Below are 12,436 nucleotides of genomic sequence, written 5' to 3'. Positions count from 1 at the left end.
GGTGCCGTTGCCGCACGCGCCGGATTCGGAGCCATCCGAATTCAGGATGCGCACGAAGCCGGCACTGCCTTCGGAACGGGGCGGATACAGCACCATGGCCTGGTCGAACGGCAGCACGCCGGGCCGGGCCAAGGCGCGCGCCGCCGCCGCCGACACCTCTTCGGGATCGGAGCGCAGATCAAGCACGAGGATCTCGTTGCCGAGACCGTTCATCTTCACGAAGGGGCGATGGGCGAGCATGGGGCCTGGAAATCGAGCAGGGGTCAGCCCTTATATGGCGGGACAGGGCGGCAGCGCCACCCCCTCGCGGCGGGGCAAGCCTCACGTCTGCCGTTCGGGAAGTCGCACAGGTCGCATAGGGCGTGGGGCAGAACATGCTAAAAGCATGCAACAAAACGGCATTCGCTGGCCTAGCGGCCAGCCAGGAAAGGCATCCCATGGGCAGGATCGGTGCGATGCGGTGGTCTGGGCGTGGACAGACCAGGGTCCCGGGCCCGGCCCAGCCGGCGCTGCGCGCCGGTCTCGTATTGGCGTGCCTGTGGGGCCTGATGGTGCCAGCCGGCGCCCAGACGCCGCCCGCGCCCCAGTCCCCGGCAACCAATGCTCCGCCCGCCGCGAGCCCGCCCCCGGCGGAAGCACCGGCCGCGGGCCAGGCTCAAGCCCCCGCCGCGCCAGTGCCTCCCGCCCCAGCCCCCACCTCCCCCGCTCCCGCGGTACCGCCGCCGCCGACCATGCACGGCGCGCCACAGACGGTGTTCACCGGCGAGGGTATCGTCATGACCCCGGTGCCGGTGCTCTCGAAGTCCGGCAGTTCCAGTTGGGATGAGGGCTATGATTCCATCGTCGGGTCGCTGAAGGCCATCCAGGTGGAGATGGACAAGCTCGGCCTCACCCAGGCCGGCCAAGTGTTCGTGGTCTACACCCAGAGCGACGACGCCGGGTTCGAGTATGAGGCCCAGATCCCCTTCTCCGGCGCGACCTCGGACAAGCCCGGCAACAATGTGCGCCTCGCTGCGTCATTCAATGGCAAGGCATTGAAATTCATGCACAAGGGCTCGTTCGCGGACATGGACGACACCTATGAGCAGATCGCCAATTATCTCGATGCCCGCAACGTGACGGCGTTGGAATTCTACATCGAGCAGTATCACACCGACCCCCGCACCACCCCGCCCGACCAGCTGTTGCTGGATATTCTGGTGCCGGTGCGCTGAGGGGGGAGCTTCCCACGGGGCCGCGAATCTCATTCACTGGCCCGGTCTTGTTCTCGGCGCGCGGGGGTTCAGATGCCTCGGCTGTTTACGGCCATCGAAATTCCCGAAGAGGTGGGCTCCGGGCTCACGCTGCTGCGGGGCGGCATTTCCGGAGCGCGGTGGATCAACCCGGAATTCTACCATGTGACCCTGCGCTTCGTCGGCGATGTGGACGATGCGCTCGCCCGCGACATCGCCCAGATGCTGGGGCAGGTGCGCCGCAAGGCGTTCGATGTGGTGCTGGACGGGCTCGACCAGTTCGGTGGGCACAAACCGCGCGCAGTGTTCGCTTCGGTGAAGGCCAACACCGCGCTGCTGGAGTTGCAGGCGGAGCATGAGCGCATCATGCAGCGCCTCGGCCTCTCGCCGGAGCGCACCTACAAGCCGCACGTGACCCTGGCGCGGCTGCGGGATGCCTCCACCCGGCAGGTGGCGGATTATCTGGCGTTACGGGGGCTTTATCGCAGCACGCCGTTCCACGTGCCGCGGTTCGTGCTGTACTCCTCGCGGGATTCGGTAGGGGGTGGCCCCTATATCGTCGAGGCGGAGTATCCGCTGACCTGAGCGGCAGGTGGCGGCGATCACCGGTCCCAGTGGAGCCGCGCACGGGGCGCGAACAACGTGCAATTCCCCCCTTTCACCCACCTGCCGAACATCACCCGTAACGACCCCCAACCCGCTGGCCTCACATGACATCTCGGCGGAGCATGCAACCGGGCTGGGATTGTTACACGTTCCGTTCGGGAACAGTTCCTCCCGTACCCATTAGTCATTAGACAGCATCAGGGGTCCGTCCAGACAGCCCGGTCTGCGGCGGGTTCTGCCGGGGCCGCGCCGCGGCGAACTCGCGCCGCCTGCCAGGGGATATGTCCGTGACCAGCCTTGCCGCCGCCTCCGACCGCCTGTCGCGCCACCCGGCGTTCCTCGGCTTCTGGATCTCCCGCGTGCTCACCGCCATGGGGTTCCAGATCGCCTCGGTCTGCGTGGGCTGGATGGTCTATGAAAAAACCGGCAGCGCCTATGATCTCGGCCTCGTGGGCCTGTTCCAGTTCCTGCCCATGGTGCTGCTGACCTTCGTCGTCGGCACGGTGGCCGATCGGGTGGACCGACGGCGCGTTGTCATCGTGTGCCAGAGCGTGGAGGGCCTCACCCTCGCCGGTCTGGCGCTGGGCGCCGCCACCGATACCCTGAGCCTGCCGGGCATCTTCGTCGCCGTGGCGGTTCTAGGAGGCGCGCGGGCGTTCGAGCACCCCACCTTGTCCGCTTTGCTGCCGGGGCTGGTGCCGGAACATATTCTGCACAAGGCGATCGCGGTGTCGTCCTCGGCCATGCAGACTGCCACCATTCTCGGGCCGTCGCTGGGGGGCCTGCTCTATGTGCTGGGCGCGCGGGCGCCGCTGGCGGTGTCGGCGGCCTTCTTCCTCTGCGCGGCCGTCGCCATGGCGACCATCAAACTGGAGCGAACGCCACCCAAGCGCGAACCCATCACCTTGCGCTCGGTCTTCCTGGGGGTGAGCTTCGTGCGGACGCGGCCCTTGCTGCTGGGCACCCTGTCGCTGGACCTGTTCGCGGTTCTGCTGGGTGGGGTCACGGCGCTGCTGCCGATTTTTGCCGCCGACGTTCTCCACACCGGCCCCTGGGGTCTGGGCCTACTGCGCTCGGCCCCGGCGGTGGGGGCGCTGGCCATGGCCTTCGTGCTGGCCCGAATGCCCCTGGACCGACGGGTGGGGCTGAAGATGTTCGCCGCGGTCATCACCTTTGGGGTCGCGACGGTGGTGTTCGCCGCCTCCACGAATCTGTTTCTGTCGCTGGGTGCCCTGTGCGTGCTGGGCGCCTCCGACAATGTGAGCGTGGTCATCCGCCACTCGCTGGTGCAACTGGCCACCCCCGACGACATGCGCGGGCGGGTGAACGCCCTGAATTCCCTTTTTATCGGCACGTCCAACCAGTTGGGGGAGTTTGAATCGGGCATGACGGCTGGCCTGCTGGGCGCGGTGCCGGCGGGCATTCTTGGCGGGGTCGGAACGGTTCTCGTCGCCCTGGCCTGGATGCGACTATTCCCGGCCCTGCGCGAGGCGGATACCCTGTCCGGGCACCCGCGCAGTCCCACAGGCAAGACGTGACCGGAGCCGATTCCCCCCGCCGCTCAGCGCGATGGCGCACCGAAATCGGGACCGACGAACAGCCCGGAGATCCAGTCCACGAACACCCGCAGCCGGTTGGAGAGGTGACGGTTCGGCGGATAGACCACATGCAGCGGCATGCTGGGCACCGCCCAATCCCCCAGCACCGGCACGAGCGCACCGGACTGAAGATGCGTATTCAGCATGAAGGTGGGAACTTGAATCACCCCGAGGCCGATCAAGGCCGCCGTCATGTAAACATTGCCATCGTTCACCGCGAGGGCGTGGTGACCCAGGATGTCGATCTCTGCCCCTGAGGAATCATAAAAGGAGAATGGGTGGGTGCGCCCGGTGCGCGCATTGAGATAGCCGACGACGCGATGGGACTCTCGCTCCAGATCGGCCGGCGTCGCTGGCATGCCGTGACGCGCCAGATAAGCCGGGGCTGCGGCGGTCCGCAATTGCATGTCCCCCACCCGCCGCGCCACCAGCGAGAGATCGGTGAGCGTGCCGGCTCGCACCACGCAATCCACATTCTCCGCCAGCAGATCCACCGGCCGGTCGGTGACGCTCAGGTCGATCTGAATGTCGGGGTAGCGGGCGTGAAAGGCAGGCACGGCCGGGACGATGATAGAACTGGCCAGGGATGGGCTCACATCCACCCGCAGACGGCCCTTTGGCGTCGCCTGGGATTGCGCCATCGCCCCGTCCAATTCATCCAGATCGCTCAGCAGCCGCAGCGCGCGCTCATAGTAGGCCGCGCCATCGGGCGTGACCGTGACCCGGCGGGTGGTGCGGTTGAGCAGCTTGGTGGCGAGATGCGCCTCAAGGGTCTGGATCTGCTTGGTCAGGCTGGGCTTTGGTACGTCCAGCACCAGCGCCGCCTTGCTGAAGCTGCCCACCTCAGCCACTTTTACAAACCCCCGCATTGCGGCAAGTTGGTCCATCGCGGTGCTCCATTCGGCCACATTCCGCGCCAAAATCGCGAGATTATTCCTTCACAGAAATAATGTAGTCTATTTTTGCGACTTTATTCGGATAATTAGCGCATCTATGGTTGCCGCACTGCACAAGACCGTTGAGGTCTCTTCGCGCCGCAGCCCGTGGCGCGAGCGCTATTGGTTTGCCCGATGCCCGCTCCAGCCGCCGCCAATCTGATGGAAGAGCGCGTCACCACCGGCCCCGCGGCTGGAACGGTGGTGCGCATCTATCGCGCCCATGGGGCGCGCCGGTCGGCGCCGATCGCCCTGCATCTGCACGGCGGCGCCTTCGTCAGCGGTTCGTTGGAATGCGGCGGCATGATTTCCTGCCTGCTGGCCAAGGCCGGCGCGACCGTGGTGTCGGCGGCCTATCCCCTGGCCTGCGAGCAGCCCTTCCCCCACGGACTGGACGTGGCCTATGGCACGCTGCTCTGGCTCTATGAGAACCGGGCCCGGTTCGGCACCAAGAAATCCTCCATCTTCGTGGCCGGTGAGGAAGCCGGCGGCAATCTGGCCGCCGCCTTGGCGCTGATCGCCCGCGACCAACGGATGCCGCCCTTGGCCGGCCAGATTTTGCTCTCCCCCATGCTGGACGCCTGCCTGGCCACCCAATCGCTCCGCGCCGCCGACGCCGGCTCGGTGGGGTGCAAATGGGCGGAGGGCTGGCGCACTTATCTGGGCACCGCCGACAAGGCGGCCCATCCCTATGCGGCCCCCATGGGCGCCTCCCGGCTTGCCGGTATTGCACCGGCCCTGGTGGTGACCTCGGTGGACGACCCCATGCATGACGAGGCGCTGCGCTATGCGGCGCGGCTGCGGGAGGCGGGCGTGCGCGCCAGCGCCCACACCCTGCCCGGCCCCACCGGCTGGCCCGAGGCCATGGCCGATCCCTTGCCGGAGGACGGCGTACCCCGTGCCTCGTGGGCCAGCGCGGTGCAGGCGCTGTTCTCCGCTTTCCTGTCCGATCCGCTCGCGGATTTTTCATCCTGCGCCACGGCCGCCCAGACGGCCGGGCCCGCACCCACCAATCTTTGATCGTCCGGCCGAGGAGGCCCGCCATGCTCCGTTTGTCCCTACGCGCCCGTTTGCTCGGTGCCGCCGTCGCCCTCACTGCGGTTGGCGGCGCTTATGCGCTCGTCTCGCCCACAATGATCTCCCGCGCCGTGGCCAGCGATGCTGCCGCCAAGGCGCCCCCCGCCATGCCGGTGGCGGTGGCGATCGTGGAAAGTCGCGACGTCACGCCGTTTGATGAGTTCTCCGGCCGGCTGGAAGCGGTGGAGCGGGTGGAAGTGCGCGCCCGCGTCGCTGGCGAGATCCAGAAGGTGCATTTTCGCGAAGGCGAACTGGTGAAGGCCGGCGACTTGCTGTTGACCATCGACCCGGCCCCCTATGCCGCCGAGGTGGATCGGCTGAAAGCCCAGATGGCCGCCGCCCAGGCCCGCGTCGCCCTTACCAAGAGCGACCTGGAGCGCGGCCAGCGGCTGTTCGAGACCAAGATCAGCGTCTCCCAGCGCGTGCTCGACGAGCGGGAGAATGCCAGCAGCGAGGCCGACGCCAATTATGCCGCCGCACAGGCGGCGCTGAAGGCGGCGCAGCTCAATCTGGATTATACCCAGGTCCGCGCGCCGGTGTCCGGCCGGGTGGGCAAGCTGGAGATCACCACCGGCAATCTGGTGGCCTCCGGCGCCACCGCGCCGCTGCTGACCACGCTGGTGTCGGTGGACCCCATCTATGCCAGCTTTGCCGCTGACGAGCATGTGGTGCTCAAGGCCCTGAAGGCGCTGGGCGGCGGCACCCTGGCCCAGACCCAGGTGGCACGCATCCCGGTGGACATCCTCACCGCCGCCGACGGTGCCGTGACCCGCCACGGCAAGCTGCAGCTGATCGACAACCAGATCGACGCCAAGAGCGGCACGGTGCGGGTGCGCGCCGTGTTCGACAATCCCGATGGCGAGTTGATCCCCGGCCAGTTCGTGCGCGTGCGCATGGGCCAGCCCAAGGCGGAGCCCACCTTGCTGGTGAGCGAGCGCGCGGTCGGCACCGACCAGAACAAGAAATATGTTCTGGTGGTCGATGCCGACAACAAGGCGATCTATCGCGAAGTCACCCTTGGCGGCGCCCTCGGCGGCCTGCGGGTGGTGACTGGCGGCCTGAAGAGCGGCGAGCGCATCGTCGTCAACGGCTTGCAGAAGCTGCGGCCGGGAGCCGTGGTTGCCCCCGAGGTGGTGCCCATGACCGTGGCGTCCGCCGATGCCGCCAAAGGCGGCGCGGACGTCGCGCAACGCTGATCAAAGGATCGGACCCGGCGCCGGGACTGCCCCCGCGCCGCTGAGTCCGGCCTGAACCTGACTATGAGCACGCCGCAACCGACCTGCCCCGCAGGCCGGCCAAGGCGGCTTTGACCCGCAAGGGTGCGAGGGCGACATGAACTTATCCAAATTCTTCATCGATCGGCCGATTTTTGCCGGTGTGCTGTCCGTTCTGATCTTCCTGGGCGGCCTCATCGCATTGCGGGTAATGCCCATTTCGGAATATCCCGAGGTGGTGCCGCCGCAGATCGTGGTGCGGGCCACCTATCCCGGCGCCAGCCCCAAGGTGATCGCCGAGACCCTCGCCACCCCTATTGAGGAATCGCTCAATGGTGTGGAGGGCATGCTCTACATGACCAGCCAGGCCACCACCGACGGCCTGATGACGCTGACCGTCACCTTCCGCCTCGGCACCGACCCCGACAAGGCGCAGCAATTGGTGCAGAACCGCGTCTCGCAGGCCGAACCCCGCCTGCCGGAAGAGGCGCGGCGCCTGGGCGTGACCACCATCAAGAGCTCCCCCGACCTGATGATGGTGGTGCATCTGCTCTCGCCCAATGACCGCTACGACATGACGTATCTGCGCAACTATGCGGTGCTCAACGTCAAGGATCGCCTCGCCCGCATCGACGGCGTGGGCGATGTGCAACTGTTCGGCTCCGGCGATTATTCCATGCGGGTGTGGCTGGATCCGCAGAAGGTGGCCGAGCGCGGCCTCTCCGCCAGTGACGTGGTGGCGGAGATCCAGGCCCAGAACGTGCAAGCAGCCGCCGGCGTGGTGGGCGCTTCGCCCGGCGTGCCCGGCCTCGACGTGCAGCTCACCATCAATGCCCAGGGCCGCCTTGCCACCGAGGAAGAGTTCGGCGAGATCGTGGTCAAGACCGGCACCCGTGGCGAGATCACCCGGCTGCGCGACATCGCCCGCATCGAATTGGGCGCCGCCGATTATGCCCTGCGCTCGCTGCTGAACAACAAGTCGGCGGTGGCGGTGCCTGTGTTCCAGTCCCCCGGCTCCAACGCCATCGCCATCTCGGACAAGGTCCGCAAGGTGATGGACGAGATCAAGGAGAACATGCCGGAGGGCGTGGAATATGCCATCGTCTACGACACCACCCAGTTCGTGCGCGCCTCCATCGATGCGGTGATCCACACCCTGCTGGAAGCGGTGCTGCTGGTGGTGCTGGTGGTGATCCTGTTCCTGCAGACCTGGCGGGCGTCCATCATCCCGCTGCTGGCGGTGCCCATCTCCATCGTCGGCACCTTCGCGGTTATGTATGTGCTGGGCTTCTCCATCAATGCGCTGACCCTGTTCGGCCTGGTGCTGGCCATCGGCATCGTGGTGGATGACGCCATCGTGGTGGTCGAGAATGTGGAGCGCAATATCGAGGCCGGCCTTGCCCCCCGCGAGGCCACCTACAAGGCCATGCGCGAGGTCTCCGGCCCGATCATCGCCATTGCTTTGGTGCTGATCGCGGTGTTCGTGCCGCTGGCCTTCATCACCGGGCTGACGGGCCAGTTCTACAAGCAGTTCGCCCTCACCATCGCCATCTCGACGGTGATCTCGGCCTTCAACTCGCTCACCTTGTCCCCGGCTCTGGCAGCGTTGCTGCTGAAGAGCCACGACGCGCCCAAGGACCGCCTCACCCGTATCCTGGATGCGACGCTGGGATGGCTGTTCCGCGGCTTCAACAAAGCCTTCAACCGCGGTTCAACGGCCTATGGCAATGGCGTCAAGGCGGTGATCTCCCGCAAGACGCTGATGATGGTGCTGTATCTGGGCCTGGTGGCGCTCACGGTGGGCATGTTCAAGACCGTGCCCGGCGGCTTCGTGCCCGGCCAGGACAAGCAGTATCTGGTGGGCTTCGCCCAGCTCCCGGACGGCGCCACCTTGGACCGCACCGAGGAGGTGATCCGCCAGATGAGCGACATCGCCCTGAAGACGCCGGGCGTTGAATCCGCCATCGCTTTCCCCGGCCTGTCCATCAACGGCTTCACCAACTCGTCCAATTCCGGCATCGTCTTCGTCAGCCTCAAGCCGTTCGAGGAACGCACGACACCGGACCTGAACGGCGGCGCCATCGCCATGACGCTGAACATGAAATATGCCGGCATCCGCGAGGCCATCATCGCCATGTTCCCGCCGCCCCCGGTGCAGGGGCTGGGCACCATCGGCGGCTTCAAGCTCCAGATCGAGGATCGTGCCGGCTTCGGCTATGAGGCCCTCGACCAGGCCACCAAGGCCTTCATGGCCAAGGCCACCCAGGCGCCGGAACTGGCGGGGCTGTTCTCCTCCTATCAGGTCAACGTGCCCCAGCTTTATGCCGACATCGACCGGGTGAAGGCCCGCCAGCTGGGGGTCGCCGTCACCGACGTGTTCAATACGCTGCAGATCTATCTGGGCTCGGCCTATGTGAACGACTTCAACACCTTCGGGCGCACCTACACCGTGCGGGTGCAGGCCGATGCGCAATTCCGCGCCCGCCCGGATGATGTGGGCCAGTTGAAGGTGCGCTCGTCAAATGGCGAGATGATCCCGCTCTCTGCTCTGCTCAAGGTCAAGCAGGCGGCGGGTCCGGAGCGGGCGATGCGCTATAACGGCTTCCTCTCCGCCGACGTGAACGGCGGCGCGGCGCCCGGCTTCTCGTCCGGCGAGGCGCAGGCGGCGGTAGAACGCATCGCGGCGGAAACCCTGCCCAAGGGCTTCAGCTTCGAATGGACCGAGCTGACCTATCAGGACATCATCGCCGGCAACTCCGCCATCTGGGTGTTCCCGCTGTCGATCCTGCTGGTGTTCCTGGTACTCGCGGCTCAGTACGAGAGCCTGACCTTGCCGCTGGCGATCATCATGATCGTGCCCATGGGCCTGCTCGCCGCCATGGTGGGGGTCTGGTACACGGGCGGCGACAACAATGTCTTCACCCAGATCGGCCTGATCGTGCTGGTGGGACTGTCGGCAAAGAACGCCATTCTCATCGTGGAGTTCGCCCGCGAACTGGAGTTCACCGGCTACACCCCGGTGGCCGCCGCCATCGAGGCCAGCCGGCTGCGGTTGCGGCCGATCCTGATGACGTCCCTGGCTTTCATCATGGGTGTGGTGCCGCTCGTCACCTCCACCGGAGCAGGCGCGGAAATGCGCCATGCCATGGGCGTCGCGGTGTTCGCCGGCATGATCGGCGTGACGGTGTTCGGCATCTTCCTCACCCCGGTGTTCTATGTGCTGCTGCGCCGCCTCGCCGGCAACCGGCCGCTGGTCCACCACGGCGCGGTGGAGCCGTTGGAGGGGCCCGGCCCGCACCCGGCCCCGCCGGTGCCCGCCCCGCACCACTGAGAACAAGGCCTTCCGCTTGAGGGGGGCGGGAACACCGCCCGGTTCCTGTCATCCCTCAACCCGGCACCGGCGGTTCGCCGCCGGTGCCGGAGACGCCTCTGATGGCGTACATTGATACCTATGCTGTGGTCAGCTTCACACAAGGATTCAACCCCAAGGTGCCGAAGACTGTATTCACACACTAGGCACCGTCATGCACCTGTCGATCAAGACAACGCTGATCTCGATGTTCGGCATTCTGAGTTTGATCCTGGCCGGACTGTGCTCCGTCGCCTTGCTCAATGCCTACCGCGCCTATGACGCTGCCTCTGAGGTCTCCGAACTGGCGGATATCGATCGTTACCTGTTTAACGCATTGTCGCAATTCCGCTTCGAGCGTGGCAACAGCATGACCGGCCTGAAGGCGGAGAATTCCGCCACGCTGGCGGCGACTGTGCGGCCCCAGCGGGCCGCCACCGACGCTGCCCTGGCGGCCGCCTTCGCCAATTTCGACAAGGTGGACGTCCCCGCCTTCAAGCCGCAGGTGGCCAAGCTGCGCAGTGACTACGAGATCATCAAAGCCCTGCGCCCGCAGATCGAGCGGGATTTCAACCTGCCTCTCTCCCAGCGCGACCCCGATGTGGGCAAGACAATCGACGCCGAAGGTCAGAAGATGCTGACCACGCTGGAGCAACTCTCGTCCACCGTCGAAGACGAGATCCTGCTGCATGATGCCTCCCTAGCTCCGATCATAACCGCACGGGTCATGGCCTGGGCCGCCCGCAGCTTCGGCGGTTCCAATGGGCTGATGATGAACTTCGCGGTGGCTGCCGGTCGCCCATTGACGCCGGAAGAAGTGAAGACCCTTACGATCAATGAAGCGCGCACCCAGTTTGCCTGGAACCAGGTGCGCAGCATAGGCAATCGCGTCAACACGCCCCAGTCTCTCAAGAGCGCCATCGACAACGCCCATGCGGTCTTCTTCAGTGGCGACTTCAAGGCCTTGCAGGACGCTCTGGTGGCCAAGATCGCCAATGGACAGAAGACCGAATTGACCTTTGACCAGTGGAATGGGCCGCTGACCACTAACCTCATTCCGCTCGGCAAGGTTGCCCTGACAGCAGTGGATGCTCTGAGCGAAACTGCGGCCGCCACGCGCGCCGAGGCCCAGCGCATGCTCGCGCTCTACAGTGGCGCGCTGGGAGTCTCTGTGGTCATTGCGGTCGCCGCTTTGCTCATCGTGCTGCGTCGGATCACCGGCCCGCTCTCGGCCCTCACCCGGGTGATGACCGAAGTCTCCGGCGGTGACCTCACGGTGGAGGTGCCCGGCGCCCGGCGACATGACGAGATCGGCTCCATGGCGAAGGCCCTGCTGGTGTTCAAGGACAGCCTGTTCCGCAATGCCCAGATGGAGCAGGAGGCCAAGCAGGCCCGCTTGGTGGCGGAAGAGGAACGCCGCCGCGGCATGCTGGCGCTGGCAGACCAGTTCGAGGCGGCAGTGGGTGGCATCATCGGCGGCGTATCCACCGCCTCCGGCGCCCTGCACCAGACGGCCCAGAAGATGACCGCCGCCGCACAACTCACCTTGTCCCAGTCCACGGCTGTGGCCGCCGCGGCCGAACAGGCGTCCACCAATGTGGTGATGGTGGCCTCCTCGGCGGAAGAATTGGGCGCCTCGGTGGGCGAGATTTCCCGCCAGGTGGAGCAGTCCTCGCAAATGTCGGCGATCGCGGTGGCAGAAGCCGCCAAGACCGGCGACGTGATCCGGGAACTGGCGCAGGCCGCCACCCGCATCGGCGACTTCATCGGCATGATTTCCACCATCGCCTCGCAGACCAACCTGCTGGCGCTCAATGCCACCATCGAAGCCGCTCGCGCCGGTGACGCCGGCAAGGGCTTCGCGGTCGTGGCCTCGGAAGTGAAGGTCTTGGCCACCCAGACCGGCAAGGCCACCGAGGAAATTGAATCGCAGATCAGCGCCATCCAGCAGACCACCCAGCAGGCGGTGGCGGTGATTGAGGGCGTCGGCGCCCAGATCCGCCGCATGAGCGAGGTGGCCGCCGGCATTTCGGCGGCGGTGGAGGAACAAGGCGTCGCCACCGGCGAGATTGTGCGCAATGTGGAGCAGGCGGCCACCGGCACCAGTTCCGTGACCACGCATATCGCCGACGTGGCGAAGACCGCCGACGAGACCGGCGCCGCGGCGGGACAGGTGCTGAACGCCTCCGCCGCTCTGACCGACCAGTGCAACCTGTTGCAGCGGGAGATGAAAATCTTCCTCAGCACCGTCCGGGCGGCCTGATCGCACATCGCAATCCTCCCAGACTGGCCGCGCGGAGCGATCCGTGCGGCCATTTTCTTTTGCGCGGGCGCCATCCACGCCCTTCCCGGGTGAGATGACCGCCCGGCCGGCGCTCGCCTGCTCTTGATCCAGTCATCAATAGCGCAACAGCGCGCCCCGTCC

The 12,436-nt window shown here is 66.3% G+C and carries 8 protein-coding genes and 1 pseudogene; 7 read left to right on the top strand and 2 right to left on the bottom strand.

Annotated features, from left to right (window positions below):
* Window positions 1–240: pseudogene (locus tag AAG816_RS18745) on the bottom strand (diaminopimelate epimerase); the annotation flags it as partial.
* A 491-nt stretch (window positions 241–731) separates the two neighbouring features.
* On the opposite strand from AAG816_RS18745, the gene AAG816_RS18740 reads away from it, so the two are divergent.
* The 3 genes from AAG816_RS18740 to AAG816_RS18730 all read left to right on the top strand — a co-directional run bounded on the left by AAG816_RS18740 (window position 732) and on the right by AAG816_RS18730 (window position 3,376).
* Entirely contained in the window at window positions 732–1,214 is a 483-nt protein-coding gene (locus AAG816_RS18740) for a GyrI-like domain-containing protein (RefSeq protein ID WP_341991197.1), read from the top strand.
* Between the two features lie 72 nt (window positions 1,215–1,286).
* Window positions 1,287–1,817 carry an RNA 2',3'-cyclic phosphodiesterase gene (gene thpR / locus AAG816_RS18735; protein ID WP_341991196.1) on the top strand — a complete coding sequence of 177 codons (531 nt, stop codon included), beginning with the start codon at window positions 1,287–1,289 and terminating at the stop codon, window positions 1,815–1,817.
* Between the two features lie 308 nt (window positions 1,818–2,125).
* Window positions 2,126–3,376 carry an MFS transporter gene (locus tag AAG816_RS18730; RefSeq protein ID WP_341991195.1) on the top strand — a complete coding sequence of 417 codons (1,251 nt, stop codon included), beginning with the start codon at window positions 2,126–2,128 and terminating at the stop codon, window positions 3,374–3,376.
* A 23-nt stretch (window positions 3,377–3,399) separates the two neighbouring features.
* Here the strand turns inward: AAG816_RS18730 and AAG816_RS18725 are convergent, their stop codons facing one another.
* A complete protein-coding gene (locus tag AAG816_RS18725; protein WP_341991194.1) occupies window positions 3,400–4,323 on the bottom strand; it encodes a LysR substrate-binding domain-containing protein in 924 nt (307 codons plus the stop codon).
* 183 nt (window positions 4,324–4,506) lie between these two features.
* On the opposite strand from AAG816_RS18725, the gene AAG816_RS18720 reads away from it, so the two are divergent.
* The 4 genes from AAG816_RS18720 to AAG816_RS18705 all read left to right on the top strand — a co-directional run bounded on the left by AAG816_RS18720 (window position 4,507) and on the right by AAG816_RS18705 (window position 12,274).
* A complete protein-coding gene (locus tag AAG816_RS18720) occupies window positions 4,507–5,391 on the top strand; it encodes an alpha/beta hydrolase fold domain-containing protein (protein ID WP_341991193.1) in 885 nt (294 codons plus the stop codon).
* Window positions 5,392–5,414: 23 nt separating this feature from the next.
* Window positions 5,415–6,644 carry an efflux RND transporter periplasmic adaptor subunit gene (locus AAG816_RS18715; protein WP_341991192.1) on the top strand — a complete coding sequence of 410 codons (1,230 nt, stop codon included), beginning with the start codon at window positions 5,415–5,417 and terminating at the stop codon, window positions 6,642–6,644.
* A 136-nt stretch (window positions 6,645–6,780) separates the two neighbouring features.
* Window positions 6,781–9,993: an efflux RND transporter permease subunit gene (locus AAG816_RS18710; protein WP_341991191.1), complete on the top strand. Its 3,213-nt coding sequence runs from the start codon at window positions 6,781–6,783 to the stop codon at window positions 9,991–9,993.
* Between the two features lie 193 nt (window positions 9,994–10,186).
* Window positions 10,187–12,274 (top strand): methyl-accepting chemotaxis protein, encoded by a 2,088-nt coding sequence (locus AAG816_RS18705; protein WP_341991190.1) that lies wholly within the window; start codon window positions 10,187–10,189, stop codon window positions 12,272–12,274.
* The last annotated feature ends 162 nt before the right edge of the window (window positions 12,275–12,436 follow it).

It is taken from the genome of Azorhizobium sp. AG788, assembly GCF_943371865.1.
Classification (GTDB): Bacteria; Pseudomonadota; Alphaproteobacteria; order Rhizobiales; family Xanthobacteraceae; genus Azorhizobium.
Note: the sequence above shows the minus strand (reverse complement) of the source record. Positions and strands in the feature narration are given on the sequence as shown.

Bases quoted from the DNA above. Each gene is read 5' to 3' on its own strand.
- AAG816_RS18740 (WP_341991197.1), top strand. From the start codon at position 732: ATGCACGGCGCGCCACAGACGGTGTTCACCGGCGAGGGTATCGTCATG.
- thpR (WP_341991196.1), top strand. From the start codon at position 1,287: ATGCCTCGGCTGTTTACGGCCATCGAAATTCCCGAAGAGGTGGGCTCC.
- AAG816_RS18725 (WP_341991194.1), bottom strand. From the start codon at position 4,323: ATGGACCAACTTGCCGCAATGCGGGGGTTTGTAAAAGTGGCTGAGGTG.
- AAG816_RS18720 (WP_341991193.1), top strand. From the start codon at position 4,507: ATGCCCGCTCCAGCCGCCGCCAATCTGATGGAAGAGCGCGTCACCACC.
- AAG816_RS18715 (WP_341991192.1), top strand. From the start codon at position 5,415: ATGCTCCGTTTGTCCCTACGCGCCCGTTTGCTCGGTGCCGCCGTCGCC.
- AAG816_RS18710 (WP_341991191.1), top strand. From the start codon at position 6,781: ATGAACTTATCCAAATTCTTCATCGATCGGCCGATTTTTGCCGGTGTG.
- AAG816_RS18705 (WP_341991190.1), top strand. From the start codon at position 10,187: ATGCACCTGTCGATCAAGACAACGCTGATCTCGATGTTCGGCATTCTG.